We start from the raw sequence: 18,394 nt of genomic DNA, 5'->3' as shown, positions 1-18,394 counted from the left end.
CGACGAACGGAGGAGGACCGATGGCGGCAGCGGTGGTCGGTGGCGGTCCCCCGCAGGTACGCCAGGTCGGGCCCGTCCGGGTGCTCAGCTCGGTCGCGGCGGTCGTCACCGTCGGCGTGTTCCCGGTGTTCCTCGTCGGCGGGCTCGGCGTCCAGCTGCAGCGGGAACTCGGATTCGGCGCCGCGCTGCTGGGCGGTTCGGCCGCCGCGTTCTTCGCCGTCGCGGCCCTCGCCTCCCGCTTCATGGGCTGGGTGGTGGAGCGCATCGGCTCCCGGCTGGGCATGCGCCTGGGCGCCGCGGGCAGTGCGGTGTGCCTGCTGGGCATCGCCACGGTGCGCGACGCGGGCTGGCTCCTGGTGCTGCTGTGCCTGTCCGGGCTGCCGAACTCGCTGGCGCAGCCCGCGGCGAACCTGCTGATCACCCAGGGCGTGCCCGCGCACCGGCGCGGCACGGGGTTCGGCGTGAAGCAGTCCTCGATCCCGCTCGCCACGCTGCTCGCCGGGGCGGCGGTGCCCGCGATCGCGCTGACCATCGGCTGGCGCTGGGTGTTCGTGTTCGCCGGGATCGCCGGGCTGCTGGCCGCGGCGTTCGTGCCCTCGCTGCCGCAGGCGGAGCGCTCCACCCGTCCCGCGGCGGCCGGATCGGGCGGGGAATCCCGGTTCGTGGCGCTGCTGCTGATCGCCATCGCCGGAGGGCTCGGTTCGGCCGCCGCCAACGCGCAGGGCGCGTTCGTGACCACCACCGCCGTGGACGTCGGGTTCAGCCCGTCGGCCGCGGGACTGGTGCTGTCGCTGGCGTCGGCGGCCGGGCTGACGATCCGGCTGCTGGCCGGGGTGGTCGCCGACCGCTGGGAGGTGAACCTGCTGCGGGTGATCACGATCATGCTGGTCGTCGGCTCGCTCGGGTACGCGCTGATGGCGGCGGGGTCGACGACGTTGTTCCTGATCGGCGTGTCCATCGGGTTCGGCGCGGGCTGGGCGTGGCCGGGGCTGCTGAACTTCTCCGTCGCCAAGATCGCTCCGGATCGGGTGGCGAGCGCGACTTCGTTCACCCAGACCGGCATCTACTTCGGCGGCAGCGCGGGACCGCTGCTGTTCGGGTTCCTCGGCGAACACGCCGGTCTCGCCGCGGCGTGGCTCGCCGCGGGGGCGGCCGCGATCATCGCCGGAATCCTGCTCCTCTTCGTCCGCCCCGCATCCAGGTGAACGGCCCACCCGCCCGACGGACGTGGGCCGAGGCCCCACTCGCCCGGAGGCGTCGCCTTGGGGCCGGGGGTGCTTGTTCGATCAGGGTTTGCGGGCGAGGCCGCCGTGGAGGATGCGGTAGCGGGGGTGGCGGTGCGGCGGCTGGTCCGGTTCCGGCCGCCAGTCGCCGATGTAGCAGGTGCCGGGCGGCTGCCGTGCGAACGCGCCGAAGCACTCGGTGATCCACTCGGCGGGGCGCGCCACCACCGGGTCCGCGGTCTCCTCGTAGAACGCCGCCAGCAGGTTCATCGGCTCCGGCTCCTCGCTGGCGCACAGGTGGGAGAGCACGAGCGCGCTGCCGGGCACCACCGCGTCCTGGTAGGCGCGCACCAGCCGCATCGGATCGTCGTCGTCCGGCACGAAGTGCAGCACCGCCGACATCACCAGCGCGACCGGCTCGGAGAAGTCGATGAGGTTCGCGACGTCGCGGGAGCCGAGGACCGCGTCGGGTTCGCGGATGTCGGCGTGGATGATCGCGGCGCGCGGTTCGGCGTCGAGCAGCGGCCTGCTGTGCGCGACGGTGAGCGGCTCGTTGTCCACGTACAGCACGCTGAACCGGCGGGTGCGGCGGGCGGCGACCTCGTGCACGTGCCCGATGGTCGGTATCCCGGAGCCGAGCTCCAGGAACTGCCGCACGCCGCGCGCCAGCAGGTGCTCCACGGTGCGCCGCAGGAACGCCCGGTTGTCCCGGAACACCCCGGCGACGCCGGGCATCGCGCTCTGCAGCCGCTCGGCGAATTCGCGTTCCACGCCGAAGTTGTGGCCACCGCCGAGGAACGCGTCGTAGATCCTCGCCGCGCAAGGCCGGTCGATGTCCATCTCCCTGGACAACAGGCGTTGCGCGTCGACCATGATGTGCTCCTCGTTCCTCCGTCGGCGACACCTTACAGTAGTCGTTGGTTCACACACCGTGTCGAAGCGGGGCGGGTCCGAGCGGGGCCCTCACAGACGGAACCGCAGTCGAGCACCCGGTGGCTACGGCCGATCGGGGGGTATGGTCGTGATCGTCCGGAGATGCCGGTATGCGCATGTCCGGCCCTGTTCTTAAGAGCGCCCGCGGCCGCGCGACTGCGGCTGTTCGGGCGGCGGAAACCCACTCCTGGAGGTGTACGTGTCCGAGGTTCGCGCCGTCGTGGCGACCGGCAAGGGAGCACCGGTCGAGGTCGTCGACATCATCGTCCCCGACCCCGGTCCGGGTGAGGCGGTGGTGCGGGTGCAGGCGTGCGGGGTGTGCCACACGGATCTGCATTATCGGGAGGGCGGGATCAATGACGAGTTCCCGTTCTTGCTGGGGCACGAGGCGGCCGGTGTGGTGGAGTCGGTGGGGGCCGGGGTGGTGGATCTCGAACCCGGTGATTTCGTGGTGTTGAACTGGCGTGCGGTGTGCGGGGTGTGTCGGGCGTGTAGGCGGGGTCGTCCGCAGTACTGCTTCGACACGCACAACGCGGCGCAGCCGATGACGTTGCTGGATGGGACTGCGTTGTCGCCGGCGTTGGGGATCGGTGCGTTCGCGGAGAAGACGTTGGTGCATGCGGGTCAGTGCACGAAGGTGGATCCGGCGGCGCGGCCTGCGGTGGCGGGGTTGCTGGGGTGCGGTGTGATGGCGGGGATCGGTGCGGCGGTGAACACCGGTGGTGCGGGTCCGGGTGATTCGGTCGCGGTGATCGGCTGCGGCGGTGTGGGTGATGGTGCGATCGCGGGGGCGAGTTTCGCGGGTGCGCGGCGGATCATCGCGGTGGACAAGGATCCGGCGAAGTTGGCGTGGGCGGAGGAGTTCGGTGCCACGCACACGGTGAACGCGGCCGAGGTGGACACGGTGGCGGCGGTCCGGGAGCTCACCGATGGGTTCGGGGCGGATCTGGTGATCGACGCGGTGGGGGTGCCCGCGACGTATGAGCAGGCGTTCTACGCGCGGGATCTGGCCGGGACGGTGGTGCTGGTGGGGGTGCCGACTCCGGAGATGAAGCTGGAGTTGCCGTTGCTGGAGGTGTTCGGGCGGGGTGGTGCGTTGAAGTCGTCCTGGTACGGGGATTGCTTGCCGAGCCGGGATTTCCCCATGCTGGTGGAGATGTATTTGCAGGGCAGGTTGCCGTTGGAGAAGTTCGTGACCGAGGAGATCTCGTTGGACCAGGTCGAGTCCGCCTTCACCAAGATGCACGACGGAGAGGTCCTCCGTTCGGTGGTGGTGTTCTGATGAGCGCCCGCATCGACCACACCACGACGTCGGGCACCTTCTCGCTCGACGGCGAGACCCACCAGGTGGACAACAACGCGTGGGTCGTCGGCGACGACCAGGAGTGCGTCGTCATCGACGTCCCGCACGACGTCGACGCGATCAAGAAGCTGATCGACGGGCGCACCGTGCTGGCGATCCTCGCCACCCACGCCCACGACGACCACGTGCGCAAGGCACCCGAGCTCGCGGCGGAGGTCGGCGCCCCGATCTTCCTGCACCCCGACGACCAGGTGCTGTGGCAGCTCACCCACCCGGACCGGGAACCCGAGCGCACCCTCGCCGACCGGCAGGTCATCGGCGTCGCGGGCACCGGGCTGCAGGTGCTGCACACCCCGGGGCACGCGCCTGGCTCGGTGTGCCTGTACTCGGCGGACCTGGGCACCGTGTTCACCGGCGACACCCTGTTCGCGGGCGGACCCGGCGCCACCGGACGGTCCTACTCGGACTTCGGCGTGCTCGTCGAGTCCATCCGGGACCGGTTGCTCACGCTGCCCGAGGTGACCACCGTGCACCCCGGTCACGGAGAGAGCACGACGATTGCCGAGGTTTTGCCCCAGTTCGATGAATGGGTCGCCCGCGGCTACTGATTTCGGGCACTCGGTGTGCGCATACTGCGGGGCGTGCCGAATGCGTTGGTGAAACGAGCGTTCCTGCTCGACCTCGCCATGGTCGTGCTGTTCACCGTCATGCACGCCCTGATCCTGCATCTCGAATCACCAGGGCCGCCCGGGCGGCCCTGGTGGTCGATGATGCTGGTCACCGTGCCCGCCTTCGCGCTGCTGCTGGTGCGGCGCAGGTGGCCGTGGGTGTCGCTGCTGGCGGGCTTGGCCGCGGCGACCACGTTGACCCTGGTGGGAGTGCCGGAGAACCCGCTGAACTTCACGATCCTGGTGGGCGTGTACTCGGTCTGCCAGCGGAGTGGGACCGTGGGGGCCGTGACGGCCACCGTGCTCGCGATGCTCTGGCCGGTGCTGTACTCGTGGTACGACCCGCCGTTGTCCGCGTTCGTGAGCACCGTGATGGCGTCCATCGACCTGTTCATGGTCGTCGGGCTCGCCTACGCCGTCCGCTTCGGCAGGCAGCGGGCCGCCCAGCTGGAGCACACCGTGGAACTGCTCGACCAGGCTCGGGACCAGCTCGCGGCCGAGGCGGTCGCGGGGGAGCGGGCCCGCATCGCCCGCGAGTTCCACGACATCGTCTCGCACAACCTGTCCGTGGTGGCGCTGCGCGCCGGCGTCGCCCGGGCGCTCGTGGACCGGGACCCGGGGCACGCGGAGCAGACGCTGCGCGAACTGGAGCACACCTCGCGGGCCGCGCTCGGCGAACTCCGCGGCCTGCTCGGCAGGTTGCGCGAAGAACCCGCGGAGCAGGGCGCCGCTTCCGGCGACGATCCCGGTCGGCATCCCGCACCCGGCCTGCACCGGGTGGACCACCTGGTGGAATCGGTGCGCGGCACCGGTGTCGTGTGGCGGCTGGACCGCCGCGGCGAGGTGCGCGAACTCGGGCCCGGCGTGGAGATGGCGGCCTACCGCATCGTGCAGGAAGCCGTGACGAACGTGCTCAAGCACGCGGGCAGCGGCTACGCCCGGGTCCTGCTGGACTACGGCAGCGGCGCGCTGCGCCTGGAGGTCACCAACCACGCCACCGGGCCGGACAGCTTCGCGCGCGGACTCGCCGAGAAGGTGCCCGGACTGTCCCCGGTGCGCGGCGGTGGATCGGGCCGCGGGCTCATCGGCCTGCGGGAACGCGTCGCGCTGCTGGGCGGGACGTTCACCGCGCACCCGGTTTCGAACGGGTTCCACTTGGCGGCCGTGCTACCGTGCCCGGAAAATTCGGACCTTGCCTGACCCGTATTTGAAGCCGGTTCCGGCCGGTGCGCGGCGGCCCGAACCGAGGAGGTCCGTGGTGGAGCACCCCGCGGAGACGACGGTGCTCGTCGCCGACGACCAGGCGATGATCCGCGCGGGACTGGTGGCGCTGCTGTCCGCCGAGCCCGACCTGCGAGTTCTCGCCGAAGCCGAGGACGGTGCCGCCGCGGTGGCCTCCGTGCGCAGGCGGCGCCCCGACGTGGTGCTGATGGACGTGCGGATGCCCGGGATGGACGGCATCAGCGCGGCCCGCGAGATCATGACCGCCACCGAGGGCGGGACCTCGGTCATCATGCTCACCGTGCACGACCTCGACGAGTACGTGTACGCGGCGCTGCGCGCCGGGGCCAGCGGGTTCCTGCTCAAGGACGCCCCGCCGGAGGAGCTGGTGCGCGCGGTGCACACCGTCGCCGCCGGGGAGGCGCTGCTGGCGCCGCGCGTGACGCGGCGGCTGCTGACCAGGTTCGCCTCGCTCGGCGTCCGGGACGCCTCCACCGAGCTCAGCGGGCTCACCAACCGCGAGCTGGACGTGCTGCTGGAGGTGGCGCGCGGCGGCTCGAACGCCGACATCGCGCGGAACCTCGGGCTGGCCGAGCTGACGGTGAAATCGCACCTGTACCACGTGATGCAGAAGCTGCACCTGAGCTCGCGGACCCAGCTGGTGATCACCGCCTACGAGACGGGGCTCGTCTCGCCGGGCCAGGTGAACGGTCCCGAGGCCTCGGTTTAGGACTTTTCGGCTCTTCTGCTGCGTTGTGGGGCGGGTGGCGGAACCTCAGCTGTTCCCTCGCTGCGGGATCTTTTTCGCATGTGGCTCCGCCACATACGAAAAAGCTGTCCTCGCGAGGGAACAGCTGAGAACCCGCGGGTGGTCCCGTTGCGTGCGTGGTCGTCAGCTCATCGGCTTCGCCGCTGACAGGAAGGCGGTAGGACTTGCCGGGCGGTTCGCTGGTGGGGTGAGGCCGGGCGCCGCGTCACCGCTGGCGCGCGGTGTAATGGGGGGATGAGTGCTGCGCTGCGGGTGGGGTTGGTCGGGTACGGCATCGCCGGGGCGGTGTTCCACGCACCGCTGATCGCGGCGAACCCGGGGCTCGAACTGTCCGCTGTGGTCACCCGGAACCCGCAGCGGCGCGCCGCGCTCGACGCCGCGCACCCCGGCACCGCCGTCGTCGACGACGTGCCCGCGCTGCTCGACCGCGGTGGGCTCGACCTCGTGGTGGTGGCCAGCCCGAACCGGCTGCACGTCGAGCACACCACCGAGGTGCTGCGCGCCGGGCTGCCCGTGGTGGTGGACAAGCCGTTCGCACCCACCGCGGCGGCGGCGCGGGAGCTCGTGGCCGAGGCCCGGCGCCGCGACCTGCTGCTGACCGTGTTCCAGAACCGCCGGTGGGACAACGACTTCCGCACCCTCGCCGGGCTGATCGACGCCGGGGAACTCGGCGCGGTGCACCGCTTCGAGTCCCGGTTCGAACGCTGGGTGCCGACGCCGAAGACCGGCTGGCGCGAATCCGGCGGGCCCGAGGAGGCGGGCGGCGTGCTCTACGACCTGGGCAGCCACCTCATCGACCAGGCGCTCGCCCTGTTCGGCCCGGTCGCGAGCGTCTACGCCGAAGTGGACGCGCGCCGCCCCGGCAGCGCGGTGGACGACGACACCTTCCTCGCGCTGACCCACACCGGCGGCGTCCGCTCGCACCTGTGGGTCGGCAAGTTCAGCGCCCAGCACGGCCCGCGGCTGCGGGTGCTCGGTGACCGCGCCGGCTACACGAAGTACGGGCTCGACCCGCAGGAGGCGGCGCTGAAGGCCGGGGCGCTGCCCGGCGCGGACTGGGGCGTGGAAGCCGAGTCGCTGTGGGGCGAGCTCGGCACCGTCGAGGAGTCGCGGCGGGTGCCGACCGCGCCCGGCGCCTACCCGGAGTTCTACGACCTGCTGGGCACCGCGCTGCGCGACGGTTCGGCACCGCCGGTGGACCCGGCCGACGCCATCACCGGGCTGGAGATCATCGAAGCGGCCCGCCGCTCCGCCGCCGAAGGCCGAGTCGTGCACCTCTGACCGGGCCGCGGCCCGACCGTCCTGATCGATCTCCGGCGGGAGCGGGGATTGCGGTGGCGGCGGGCTGGGAACGCTGCGGGGTGAAGCGATCCCGCACGGCGTTCCCCGGAGGTTCCGGATGGCCACCCGCACCGCCGACGCACCCGCCGATCTCGACGCGCGCGAACTGCAGCGCGTCGACCAGTGGTGGCGGGCCGCGAACTACCTGTCCGCGGCGCAGATCTACCTGATGGGCAACCCGCTGCTGCGGGAACCGCTGCGACCCGAGCACGTCAAGCCGCGACTGCTCGGCCACTGGGGCACCACGCCCGGACTGACCTTCCTGTACGCGCACCTCAACCGCGCCATCCGCCGCCGCGACCTGGACATGATCTACGTGACGGGTCCGGGGCACGGCGGGCCGGGCGTGGTCGCCGCGACCTGGCTGGAAGGCACCTACGGCGAGATCTACCCGGACGTCGCGCAGGACGTGCCGGGGTTGCAGCGGCTGGTCACCCAGTTCTCCTTCCCCGGCGGCATTCCCAGCCACGCCGCACCGGAGACGCCCGGGTCGATCAACGAGGGCGGCGAGCTCGGCTACTCGCTGGCGCACGCCTACGGCGCCGCCTTCGACAACCCGGACCTGACGGTGGCCTGCGTGGTCGGCGACGGGGAGGCGGAGACGGGGCCGCTCGCGGCCGGTTGGCACTCCAACAAGTTCCTCGACCCGGCGCAGGACGGCGCGGTGCTGCCGCTGCTGCACCTCAACGGCTACAAGATCGCGAACCCGGCGGTGCTGGCCCGCATCCCCGAGCACGAGCTGCTGGAGCTGCTGCGCGGCTACGGCTACGAACCGCGCGTGGTGTCCGGGTCCGACCCGGCGGTGATGCACCGGTCCTTCGCCGCGGCCCTCGACGGCTGCCTCGACGAGATCGACCGCATCCGCTACCGCGCCCGGCACGAGGGCGTGGTGGAGCGCCCGCGCTGGCCGATGATCGTGCTGCGCACCCCGAAGGGCTGGACCGGGCCCGACGTGGTGGACGGGCAGCAGGTCGAAGGCACCTGGCGGGCGCACCAGATCCCGCTCTCCGACCCGCGCGGCGACCCGGACCACCTGCGGCAGCTGGAGGACTGGTTGCGCAGCTACCGGCCGGAGGAGCTGTTCACCGCCGACGGCGCGCCGGTCGAGGAGATCCGGCGGCTCAACCCGAGCGGCACGCGGCGGATGAGCGCCAACCCGCACGCCAACGGCGGGCTGCTGCTGCGCGGGCTGCGGCTGCCGGACTTCCGCGAGCACGGCGTGCCGGTGCCCGAACCGGGCGCCACCAGCGGGCAGGCCACCCAGGTGCTCGGCGGGTTCCTGCGGGACGTGCTGACCCGCAACCGGCTCGCCGCGAACTTCCGGCTGTTCTCCCCGGACGAGAACAACTCGAACCGGCTCGGCGCCGTGCTGGCGGCGACCTCCCGCGCGTGGATGGGGGAGCCCGACCCGGGCGACGACTCGCTCGCCCCGGACGGGCGGGTGATGGAGGTGCTGTCCGAGCACACCTGCCAGGGCTGGCTGGAGGGCTACCTGCTCACCGGCAGGCACGGGCTGTTCTCCTCCTACGAGGCGTTCGCGCACCTGGTGGACTCGATGCTCAACCAGCACGCGAAGTGGCTGAAGGTGAGCACCGGGCTGGCGTGGCGGCAGCCGATCGCCTCGCTGAACTACCTGCTCACCTCGCACGTGTGGCGCCAGGACCACAACGGCTTCTCGCACCAGGACCCCGGGTTCATCGACCACGTGGTGAACAAGAAGGCCGAGATCGTGCGGGTCTACCTGCCCCCGGACACCAACACGCTGCTGTCGGTCGCCGACCACTGCCTGCGCAGCCGGGACTACATCAACGTCGTCGTCGCCGGCAAGCAACCCGCCCCGCAGTACCTCGGCGTGGACGACGCGGAAGTGCACTGCACCAAGGGGATCGGCATCTGGGAGTGGGCGAGCACCGACCGCGACGGCGAACCGGACGTGGTGCTGGCCTGCGCCGGGGACGTGCCGACGATGGAGACCCTCGCCGCGGTGGACCTGCTGCGCCGCCGGTTCCCCGAGCTGCGGATGCGGGTGGTCAACGTGGTGGACCTGATGCGGTTGCAGGACGCGCGGGAACACCCGCACGGACTGTCCGATGTGGAGTTCGACGCGCTGTTCACCACCGACAAGCCGGTGATCTTCGACTACCACGGCTACCCGTGGCTGATCCACCGGTTGACCTACCGGCGGCACAACCACGCGAACCTGCACGTGCGCGGCTACCAGGAGGAGGGCACCACCACGACCCCGTTCGACATGTGCGTGCTCAACGAGATCGACCGGTTCCACCTCGCCATCGAGGTCATCGACCGCGTCCCCGGACTCGGGTACCGGGCGGCGCACGCGCGGGAGGAACTGCTCGGCAAGCTCGTCGAACACCGGCGGTACGTCACCACGCACGGCGAGGACCTGCCGGAAGTCCGCGACTGGAAGTGGAGCTGATCATGCGGGTGCTGACGGTCAACGCCGGATCCAGCAGCCTCAAGCTGCGCCTGCTGCACGACGACGAACAGGTCGCCGGGCACGACGTGCAGCACTGGCGGGGCGAGCCGGACCCGGTCCGGGACTTCTTCCACGAGCACGGCGCGCAGGCCATCGGGCACCGCGTGGTGCACGGCGGCCCGAAGCTGCAGGGGCCCGCGGTGCTCGACGACGCGCTGCTGCGCTACCTGTCCGAGCTCACCGAGCTCGCGCCGCTGCACCAGGCGCGCGCCCTCGACGCGATGCGCGCCGCCGCCGAGTGCGCGCCCGGCACCCCGGCGGTGGCGTGCGTGGACACCGCGTTCCACACCACGCTGCCGGAGGCGGCCCGCACCTACGCGCTGCCGAAGGAGTGGAACGAGCGGTGGGGGCTGCGCCGGTACGGCTTCCACGGCCTCTCCCACGGCTACGCGTCCCGGCGCGGCGCCGAACTGGCCGGGCTCACCGGCGGGCGGGTGCTCAGCTGCCACCTCGGCGCGGGCGCGTCGCTGGCGGCGGTGCGCGACGGGCGCTGCGTCGACACCACCATGGGCTTCACCCCGGACGAGGGGCTGGTGATGGCGACCCGCAGCGGCTCGGTCGATCCGGGACTGCTGGAGTGGCTGCTGACCAGCGGGAAGGTCGGCGTGGACGAGCTGTGCGACGCGCTGCGGAAGCGGTCCGGGCTGGCCGGGCTCGCCGGAGGGTCCGGCGACCTGCGGGACGTGCTGACCGCGAGCGCCGACTGCGACCAGGACGCCGAACTCGCCTACGACGTGTACGTGCACTCGCTGGTGCGGCACGCGGGCGCCATGGTCGCGGCGATGGGCGGGCTGGACCTGCTGGTGTTCACCGGCGGCGTGGGGGAGCACCAGCCGCGGCTGCGCGCCGAGGTCGCGGACCGGCTCGGTTTCCTCGGGGTGGCGGTGGACCCGGAGCGCAACGCGGCGGCCGACGCGGACGCCGACATCGGCGAGGCGGGTGCCCGGGTGCGCAGCGTCGTCGTCGAATCCCGCGAGGACCTGGAGATCGCCCGGCAGACCGCGCGGGCCCTCACCGCCGAGCCGGTGCCGACCGGGTGAGCGGGCCGCGCCGGCTAGCTCGGCGTGCCCTCCCGGTCGGCGAGCCACCCGGCGAACAGCTCCTCGTACCGGCGCGCCCGCACCGGATCGGGCTCGACCCGCCGCAGCTCGCAGCCCAGCAGCGACCGCGCTTCGTCCAGGTTCGCGGTCGCGCCCGTGCCGACCAGGCCCACCGCCGCGGCCCCGAGCAGCGTCACGTCCGGTTCGGCGCACACCAGCACCGGCCGCCCCAGCACGTCCGCGCGCAGCCGCGTCGCCACCGGTGAGCGGGTGAGGCCACCGGCCAGCAGCACCGGCAGCCGCCCGGACCCCGGCGGGTCGAGCAGGTCCACGCCCTCGCGCACCGCGAACGCGGCGCCTTCCTGGGCCGCGCGCACCAGGTGCGCCGCCGAGTGCGCCGGTTCCTGACCGAGCAGCGCGCCACGATCCTCGGGCCGCCAGCGCGGGAACCGGCTGCCGGTGGTCGCGGGCAGCACCCGCAGCCCGTCGGCGCCGGGCGGCACCGCGGCCACGTCCTCGTCCGCCACCGGCCCGACCAGCTCGCGCCACCCGGCGACCGCACCGCCCGTCATGCCGGTGGCGCCCCCGGCCACCCAGCGATCCCCGAGCAGCGCCGGGTTGAGCAGCGCCGACGGCGGAGCCGCGGTGTCGTCGAGCAGCCGCCCCACGACATCGGTGGTGCCCGCGACGTCGGCGATGCCCCCGACGTGCGACCCGAGCAGCAAGCCGATGCCGATCGACCCGTCCGGCCCGCCTGCCAGCACCGGGGTCCCCGCGGGCAGCGCGCAGCGCTCTGCGGCTTCCCGGTGCACCTCGCCGAGGACGTCGGTCGCCCGGACCTGCTCCGGCAGCCAGCGCGGGTCGATGCCCAGCGCCTCCACCGTGGGCAGGTTCCACGTCCGGCCCGGCACGTCGGCGAGCAGCGTGTACGCGGCGTGCACCGGGTCCGTGCCGACCCGGCCGGTCAACCGCGCCACCAGGAAGTCCTTCGGGCTCAGCAGGTGGCGCACCCGGGAGGCCACCGCCGGATCGCGGCGCAGCGCGAGCGCGCGGGCCAGTGCGCCACCGGTGAGCGCCGGGCGCCGCGCCGCCCGCAGCAGCGCGTCCCGCAGCTCCGGGTCGACCGCGCGCAGCTCGTCGAGTCCGCGCGGATCCGACCAGCCGCCCGCTTCGTCCACCGGCCGCAGCCGCTCGTCCACGGCGACCACGCCCAGGTGGGCGGAGACCACCAGCGCCGAGACCGGCGAGCGGGGGAGGGCGGCGAGCGCCGAGGCCACGTCGGCGCACAAGCGCTCCGCGTCGAACCGCTCCCCGCTCCCCGCCGGCCGCTCCACCCGAGCGCGGCCGCGGATCGCGCCGTCCTCGCCGACCGCGGCCGCGCGGATCGCGGAGGTGCCCACGTCGACGGCGACGATGCAGCGCGCACCCCGGTTCATCGGCGCTCGCTCACACCGCACCGCCGTCCCGCAGCCGCGCCAGCTCCTCGGCGCTGCGGCCGAGCAGTTCCCGGTAGACGTAGTCGTTGTCCTCGCCGACCGTCGGCGGTGCCTTGCGAGTGGTGGGCGGGCTCTTGTCCATCTTCACCGGGTTGCCCGGCAGCCGGAGCCTTCCCAGCTCCGGGTGTTCGACGTCCACGACCATGTCGCGGGCGGCGATCTGCGGGGAGGCGGCGACCTCGGGGACGGTCGCCACCTTGGCGCAGGGGATGCCCGCGTCGCCGAGCACCGCACCGATCTCGGCGCAGCTGCGGTGCTCCGCCCACTCGGCGACGGCCCGCTCCAGCGGTTCCTGATCGGCCATCCGGCCCGCGACGGTGCGGTACTCGGGCACCTCCAGCAGGTCCTCCCGGCCGATGGCGCGGCACAGCTTCGGGAACAGGCCGTTGGTGCCGGCCTGCACGTACATGTCGCCGTCGAGCGCCGGGTACACGTTGACCGGTGCGGTGAGCAGGTCCCGCGATCCGCTGCGCGGCATGTCCAGGTCCAGCATCAGGTGCGCGATCAACCGGGTGCCCAGCGTCGCGAACATCGAGTCCAGCGAGGCCACGTCGACCCGCTGGCCCTCCCCGGTGGCCTTGCGGTGCGCGATCGCGGCGAACGCGCCGATCGCCGCCTGGTAACCGGTGACGTAGTCGGCGATGTAGGTGCCGGTCAGCGTCGGTTTCCCGTCGGCCTCCCCGGTGATGGACATCAGTCCGGAGGAGGCCTGCGAGATCGCGTCGAACAGCGCCCGCTGCGACATCGGACCGGTCTGGCCGTAGCCGGAGATCGACACCAGGATCACGTCCGGTTTGAGCTCCACCATCCGCTCGTAGCTCAGGCCCATCCGCTCGACCGTGCCGGGCCGGTAGTTCTCCACCACCACGTCGGCCCACCGCACCAGGTCTTCGAGCACGGCGAGCGCCTCGGGGTGGCGGGTGTCGAGGGTGGCGCCGTGCTTGTTGCGGTTGTAGAGCATCGTGTAGACGCTCTCGCCCTCGTAGTAGGGCTCGTGGTGGCGCGCGTCCTCGCCGCCGGGCCGTTCGACCTTGACGACCTCCGCGCCGAAGTCCGCCAGGATCTGCGCGCAGATCGGTCCCGCGATGAACCTGGACAGGTCCAGGACCTTCAGCCCGTCGAGCGGGCCGGGTGATCCGGATGGCATCGTCGCCCTCCTCCTCAGTGCCGCCGGGCCGCATCGCCCGGCGTTCCCATGGTGCGCCGCCCTCCGCGCGGCGGTTCCGCCGGAGCGAGCGCGCGGTCCGGTCGGCTCAGCTCTGCGATCGGTGCGGGGTGAACGCGGGGTAGGTCCAGGCGTTGGCGGCCCGGTCCAGCACCACGTCGATCAGGAACGGGCGGCCCGCGGCGAACGCGTCCTTCGCGGTGGTCAGGAGCTCGTCGACCTCGGTGACGCGCGCGGCGGCGACGCCCATCCCGGCCGCGACCCGGGCGAAGTCCACGTCGCCGAAGTCGACGCCGGTGGTGCGCCCGTCGAAGTGCAGCTCCTGCTCCTGGCGGATGTTGCCGTAGCTGGAGTCGTTGAGGACGACCAGCACGACCGGGCCGCCGGTGCGGGCCAGCGTCTCCAGCTCGCCGAGGCTCATGCCCAGCGAACCGTCGCCGATCAGCGCCAGCACCGGGGATTCCGGGTCGGCGGCGGCGCAGGCGATGGCCGCGGGCAGCGCGAAGCCCATGTTCCCGAAGCCGACGGGCTTGAGGTAGCGGTGCGGCAGGTCCATCTCCCACAGGAACGACCACACGCCGGGGTTGCCCGCGTCCGGGATCAGCACCGTTTCGGCGGGCGCGACCTCGCGCAGCGCGCGGACCGCGGCGGCGGGCGCGATGGTGCCCGCGGTGACCGGTGCGCGGGATTCCGAGCGCGCCCACCACTCGCGCTCGGCGCCCTGCAGCTCGTCGAGCCAGCCGGCGCGGCCGGCGCGCGCCTGCTCGGCGCGGTCGGCGGTGGCGGTGCGCAGGTCGCGGCTGAACGCGGCGAGGTCGCCGACGACGCCGGTGGTGCTCTCCGCGTAGTAGCGCCCGATCATCGCCGGGTCCACGTCCACCTGGACGACCTGCGGCAGCCGCAGCCGCCAGCGCCCGGTGGACACCGCGTTGAGGCTGTTGCCCAGCGCCAGCACCAGATCCGACTCGGCGACGACCCGCGAACTGAGGTTGGTGCCCATCCGGGACAGCGCGCCGAACACCAGCGGGTGCGTGGTGGGCACCGCGCCGATCCCGTTGAAGGTGGTGACGACGGGGATGCCGAGCGCCTCGGCCAGCGCCAGCACCTCGGCTCCCCCGCGGGACCGGTTGCCGCCGTTGCCGAGCCAGATCACCGGGCGTTCCGCGGCGAGCACCCGTTCGGCGATCTCGGCGATGCGGGCGGGGGAGACGACCGGCCGGTCCTCGACCCAGGAACGCGCCGGGTGCACCGCGGGCACCTCGGGCGCGTCGGCGAGCACCTGCTCGATGGTGTCCCGGGCGAAGTCGAGGTGCACCGGCCCGGGATTGCCGGTCATGGCGTTGACGTAGGCCTCCTCCATCGCCTGCTTGATCGAGGAGCCGTGCGCGACGAGCCGGGAGAACTTGGTGAACGGCGCGAAGATCTGCACGTGGTCGGCGTTCTGCGCGTCGTCCTTGTGGATGTTCTCGCCGTTGTTGTTGCAGGTGATGATGATCGCCGGGCTGGAGTCGCGGAACGCCCCGCCGACCCCGGTGAGCAGGTTCGTGGCACCCGGGCCGGTGGTGGCGATGGCGACCGCGGGCCGCCCGGTGCGGCGGCCGTGCGCGTCGGCCATGACCGCGGCGGCGCCTTCGTGCCGGGTGTGCACGAACTCGATCGACGGGGTGTCGATGAGCGCGTCGGTGATCGCGAGGGTCTGGCCGCCGACCACGCCGAAGACGTGGGTGATCCCGAGCGATTCGAGCATCGTCACGACGAGCTGACCGCCGGTGGGCTTGTCCGACATCCGTGCATCCTCACTTCGCGTTGGGCAGGTCCGCCGGTGGCGCGCGGCGGGTTCGCGTCCCGGCTCCGCCCCGGCCGGTGTCCGGATCTCCAGGGGGTGCGCGGGGTTCCTCCTCGGCCGGCTCGCGCCGGGCGGGTCGCCTCTTGACCGGGGCGGTGCGCCGGGCTTTACTGTAGCTCGAAACGGCTAGTTGTCTAGTCTTTTGTTCGGTGCGATGACCGGGCATCGTCGAGCACCCCGCGCACGACCAGCGGAGATCCCGGCGCGCTCCGCGGCGCAGGCACCGGACGCGCGCGCCTGCCGCGACCGGACCGGCCGACGACACCTGAACCACAGCGACAACGGAGTCAGCACATGGTCAGTGGCCCACCACCCACCTCCCCACCGGAGCACGCCCCCGACCGGCGGCGGCTGGCGCGGCGCGCGGCGTTCGCCAGCCTCGTCGGGACCGCCGTGGAGTGGTACGACTACTTCATCTTCGGCACCGCCTCCGCGCTGGTGTTCGGCACGCTGTTCTTCCCCGGCGACGACCCGGTCGTCGGCACCCTGTCCGCGTTCGCGGTGTTCGGCGTCGGCTTCTTCGCCCGCCCCGTCGGCGGCATCGTGTTCGGGCATCTCGGCGACAAGATCGGCCGGAAGGCCGCACTGGTCACCACGCTGCTGATGATGGGGACGGCGACGTTCCTCATCGGGCTGCTGCCCACCGCCGCGGTCATCGGGATCTGGGCACCGGTGCTGCTGGTGCTGTGCCGCCTGGTGCAGGGGCTCGGCGTCGGCGGCGAGTGGGGTGGGGCCTCGCTGGTCGCCGTCGAGTTCGCGCCCCCGGGCAAGCGCGGCCTCTACGGCACCTTCCCGCAGATCGGCAACGCCGTCGGACTCGTGCTGAGCACCGGCGTCTTCGCCTGGGTGTCCACGCTGCCCGAACCGCAGCTGCTGTCCTGGGGCTGGCGGGTGCCGTTCCTGCTCAGCGGGGTGCTGATCGCGCTGGGCATGGTCATCCGGCTCAAGCTCACCGAGACGCCCGCCTTCCAGGCCGCGCAGCGCAGCCTCGACGCCGACGCCGACGCGGCGGAGAAGCCGCCGCTCGGCCAGGTGCTGCGGCACTTCCGGCGGCCGCTGCTGCTGGCGATGGGGATGCGGCTCGGCGAGGTCTTCGCCGGGTACCTCATCCTCACCATCGGGCTGGCCTACGCCAAGAGCTACACCGACCTGCCCGAGACCGACGTGCTGCTGGCCGGGACGGTCGCCGCGGTGCTCGCGCTGTTCGGCTACGGCGCCTCCGGCCTCGCCTCCGACCGCTGGGGCAGGCGCGCCGTGTTCGCGTTCGGCGCCGTCGCCGGGCTGGTGCTGGTGTTCCCGTTCTTCTGGGCGCTCGACACCGGGTCGGTCGCGCTGATGTTCGTGGTCTACGTGGGCTTCTACGTGCTCTCCGTCGGACCGATGTACGGGGTGGAACCGGCGTTCTTCGCGGAGCTGTTCGGCACCAAGGTCCGCTACACCGGCATCTCGCTGGCCGCGCAGCTGCCCGGCATCCTGATCGGGCTGTGGCCCGCCGCCTCCACCGCGCTGCTGCTGGCCACCGGTGGTGACCCGTGGCCGGTCGCCGCGATCACCGGCGGCTTCGTCCTCATCGGACTGGTGTGCGCGTGGCTGGCGCCGGAGACCAGCAGGCTCGACATCGACGGCACCGGCGGCACCGACGCACCCGCCGCCGCTCCCGCCGTCTACGGGGGAGGAGTGCGATGACCGCGCCACCGCTGGACGGGCTGCGCGTGCTCGACCTGTCCCGGTTCATTGCCGGACCGCTGTGCTGCCAGATCCTCGGCGACATGGGGGCGGAGGTCGTCAAGGTCGAGCGGCCCGGCGGCGAGGACTCGCGGCGCAACGTGCCGCACCACCGCGGGCACAGCCTCTACACGCTCAACTACAACCGCAGCAAGCACGGCGTCACCCTCGACACCCGGCACCCGAAAGCGCTGGGAGTGCTGGACGAACTCGTGCGCGGCAGCGACGTCGTGGTGGAGAACTTCCGGCCCGGAACGCTCGCGAAGATGGGACTCGGCTGGGAGCGGATCCACGAGCTCAACCCGCGCGCCGTCCTCGTGTCGATCTCCGGGTTCGGCCAGACCGGCCCCAACCGGGAGCGCGCCCTGTTCGACGCGATCGCGCAGGCCGCCTCCGGGCTGATGAGCATGACCGGCACCCCCGACGGCCCGCCCACGATGGCCGGGGCGTTCGTCGCCGACCACATCGCCGCCTTCCACGGCGTGATGGGCGCGATGATGGCGCTCGCCGCCCGCGCCCGCACCGGCGACGGGCAGCACGTCGACATCTCCTGCCTGGACGCGCTGTTCTCCTGCATGGGCACGCTGCCCGCGGCTTGGCGGATGCTCGGCGAGGAGGTCGGGCGCACCGGCAACCGGGACCACATCACGGTGCCCGCCAACGCCTATCCCACCGCCGACGGGTACCTGTACCTGCACGCGGGCACCGACGCGCTGTTCCCGCGGCTCGCCGCCGCGATGGGGATGCCCGAGCTGACCGGCGACCCGCGGTTCGCCGACCAGGAAGCCCGGTTGGTGCACGTCGAAGCGCTGGACGACGTGGTGCGCGGCTTCACCCGGCGGCACACCTCGGAGCGGATCGGGGCGCTGCTCGCCGCGGCGGGCGTGCCGTACTCCCCGGTCAACAGCGTCGCCGAGGCGACCGACTCGGCGCAGGTGCGGGCCAGGGACATGATGATCGAGGTGGAGCACCCCGAGCTCGGCACCCTCGTGCTGCCCGGGCTCGCCCTCAAGCTCGGCGGCACGCCCGGCTCGGTCCGCAAAGCACCGCCGCTGCCCGGCGAGGACAACGCCGAGGTCTACTCCCGACTGCTGGGCCTGGACGCCGACGAGCTCGCCGCGCTGCGCGCCGACGGCGTGATCTGACCCCCGACAGGAAGCGAGAACC

The 18,394-nt window shown here is 72.7% G+C and carries 14 protein-coding genes; 10 read left to right on the top strand and 4 right to left on the bottom strand.

Going from position 1 to position 18,394, the window contains the following annotated elements; genetic code table 11:
• Window positions 1-20: 20 nt before the first annotated feature.
• A complete protein-coding gene (locus H1226_RS19765) occupies window positions 21-1,205 on the top strand; it encodes an MFS transporter (RefSeq protein WP_258342027.1) in 1,185 nt (394 codons plus the stop codon).
• 81 nt (window positions 1,206-1,286) lie between these two features.
• Here the strand turns inward: H1226_RS19765 and H1226_RS19760 are convergent, their stop codons facing one another.
• The gene (locus tag H1226_RS19760) at window positions 1,287-2,096 is read right to left on the bottom strand and encodes an SAM-dependent methyltransferase (protein WP_258342026.1); all 810 of its coding nucleotides are present in this window, start codon (window positions 2,094-2,096) and stop codon (window positions 1,287-1,289) included.
• Window positions 2,097-2,355: 259 nt separating this feature from the next.
• Here H1226_RS19760 and H1226_RS19755 point away from each other — a divergent pair, with 259 nt between their 5' ends.
• From H1226_RS19755 to H1226_RS19725, 7 genes are all read left to right on the top strand, one after another.
• On the top strand, window positions 2,356-3,438 hold the full coding sequence (locus H1226_RS19755) for an S-(hydroxymethyl)mycothiol dehydrogenase (protein ID WP_258342025.1): 1,083 nt from the start codon (window positions 2,356-2,358) through the stop codon (window positions 3,436-3,438).
• Window positions 3,438-4,067, top strand: coding sequence for an MBL fold metallo-hydrolase (locus H1226_RS19750; protein WP_224956275.1), 630 nt, complete (start codon window positions 3,438-3,440; stop codon window positions 4,065-4,067). The genes H1226_RS19755 and H1226_RS19750 overlap by 1 nt, the downstream gene beginning before the upstream one ends.
• A 33-nt stretch (window positions 4,068-4,100) precedes the next feature.
• A complete protein-coding gene (locus H1226_RS19745) occupies window positions 4,101-5,327 on the top strand; it encodes a sensor histidine kinase (RefSeq protein ID WP_224956274.1) in 1,227 nt (408 codons plus the stop codon).
• 58 nt (window positions 5,328-5,385) lie between these two features.
• Window positions 5,386-6,078: a response regulator gene (locus H1226_RS19740; protein ID WP_258342024.1), complete on the top strand. Its 693-nt coding sequence runs from the start codon at window positions 5,386-5,388 to the stop codon at window positions 6,076-6,078.
• Between the two features lie 273 nt (window positions 6,079-6,351).
• Window positions 6,352-7,398, top strand: a complete 1,047-nt coding sequence (locus H1226_RS19735) for a Gfo/Idh/MocA family oxidoreductase (protein ID WP_258342023.1) — start codon at window positions 6,352-6,354, stop codon at window positions 7,396-7,398.
• 118 nt (window positions 7,399-7,516) lie between these two features.
• Window positions 7,517-9,895: a phosphoketolase family protein gene (locus H1226_RS19730; protein WP_258342022.1), complete on the top strand. Its 2,379-nt coding sequence runs from the start codon at window positions 7,517-7,519 to the stop codon at window positions 9,893-9,895.
• Between the two features lie 2 nt (window positions 9,896-9,897).
• A complete protein-coding gene (locus H1226_RS19725) occupies window positions 9,898-10,995 on the top strand; it encodes an acetate/propionate family kinase (protein ID WP_258342021.1) in 1,098 nt (365 codons plus the stop codon).
• A gap of 14 nt (window positions 10,996-11,009) precedes the next feature.
• Here H1226_RS19725 and H1226_RS19720 read toward each other — a convergent pair whose 3' ends face one another.
• From H1226_RS19720 to H1226_RS19710, 3 genes are all read right to left on the bottom strand, one after another.
• The gene (locus H1226_RS19720) at window positions 11,010-12,431 is read right to left on the bottom strand and encodes a xylulokinase (RefSeq protein ID WP_258342020.1); all 1,422 of its coding nucleotides are present in this window, start codon (window positions 12,429-12,431) and stop codon (window positions 11,010-11,012) included.
• Window positions 12,432-12,441: 10 nt separating this feature from the next.
• Window positions 12,442-13,638, bottom strand: coding sequence for a CaiB/BaiF CoA transferase family protein (locus H1226_RS19715; protein ID WP_258342019.1), 1,197 nt, complete (start codon window positions 13,636-13,638; stop codon window positions 12,442-12,444).
• A gap of 106 nt (window positions 13,639-13,744) precedes the next feature.
• Window positions 13,745-15,442 (bottom strand): thiamine pyrophosphate-binding protein, encoded by a 1,698-nt coding sequence (locus H1226_RS19710; protein WP_258342018.1) that lies wholly within the window; start codon window positions 15,440-15,442, stop codon window positions 13,745-13,747.
• Window positions 15,443-15,796: 354 nt separating this feature from the next.
• Between H1226_RS19710 and H1226_RS19705 the strand changes: the two genes are divergently transcribed.
• Together H1226_RS19705 and H1226_RS19700 are read left to right on the top strand one after the other, a co-directional pair.
• Window positions 15,797-17,188 carry an MFS transporter gene (locus H1226_RS19705; RefSeq protein ID WP_258342017.1) on the top strand — a complete coding sequence of 464 codons (1,392 nt, stop codon included), beginning with the start codon at window positions 15,797-15,799 and terminating at the stop codon, window positions 17,186-17,188.
• On the top strand, window positions 17,185-18,372 hold the full coding sequence (locus H1226_RS19700) for a CaiB/BaiF CoA transferase family protein (RefSeq protein ID WP_258342016.1): 1,188 nt from the start codon (window positions 17,185-17,187) through the stop codon (window positions 18,370-18,372). Before H1226_RS19705 ends, H1226_RS19700 begins: the two co-directional genes overlap by 4 nt.
• Window positions 18,373-18,394: the final 22 nt, after the last annotated feature.

Source organism: Saccharopolyspora gregorii (assembly GCF_024734405.1).
GTDB lineage: Bacteria > Actinomycetota > Actinomycetes > Mycobacteriales > Pseudonocardiaceae > Saccharopolyspora_C > Saccharopolyspora_C gregorii.
Note: the sequence above shows the minus strand (reverse complement) of the source record. Positions and strands in the feature narration are given on the sequence as shown.

Bases quoted from the DNA above. Each gene is read 5' to 3' on its own strand.
- H1226_RS19765 (WP_258342027.1), top strand. From the start codon at position 21: ATGGCGGCAGCGGTGGTCGGTGGCGGTCCCCCGCAGGTACGCCAGGTC.
- H1226_RS19760 (WP_258342026.1), bottom strand. From the start codon at position 2,096: ATGGTCGACGCGCAACGCCTGTTGTCCAGGGAGATGGACATCGACCGG.
- H1226_RS19750 (WP_224956275.1), top strand. From the start codon at position 3,438: ATGAGCGCCCGCATCGACCACACCACGACGTCGGGCACCTTCTCGCTC.
- H1226_RS19735 (WP_258342023.1), top strand. From the start codon at position 6,352: ATGAGTGCTGCGCTGCGGGTGGGGTTGGTCGGGTACGGCATCGCCGGG.
- H1226_RS19730 (WP_258342022.1), top strand. From the start codon at position 7,517: ATGGCCACCCGCACCGCCGACGCACCCGCCGATCTCGACGCGCGCGAA.
- H1226_RS19725 (WP_258342021.1), top strand. From the start codon at position 9,898: ATGCGGGTGCTGACGGTCAACGCCGGATCCAGCAGCCTCAAGCTGCGC.
- H1226_RS19720 (WP_258342020.1), bottom strand. From the start codon at position 12,431: ATGAACCGGGGTGCGCGCTGCATCGTCGCCGTCGACGTGGGCACCTCC.
- H1226_RS19715 (WP_258342019.1), bottom strand. From the start codon at position 13,638: ATGCCATCCGGATCACCCGGCCCGCTCGACGGGCTGAAGGTCCTGGAC.
- H1226_RS19710 (WP_258342018.1), bottom strand. From the start codon at position 15,442: ATGTCGGACAAGCCCACCGGCGGTCAGCTCGTCGTGACGATGCTCGAA.
- H1226_RS19705 (WP_258342017.1), top strand. From the start codon at position 15,797: ATGGTCAGTGGCCCACCACCCACCTCCCCACCGGAGCACGCCCCCGAC.
- H1226_RS19700 (WP_258342016.1), top strand. From the start codon at position 17,185: ATGACCGCGCCACCGCTGGACGGGCTGCGCGTGCTCGACCTGTCCCGG.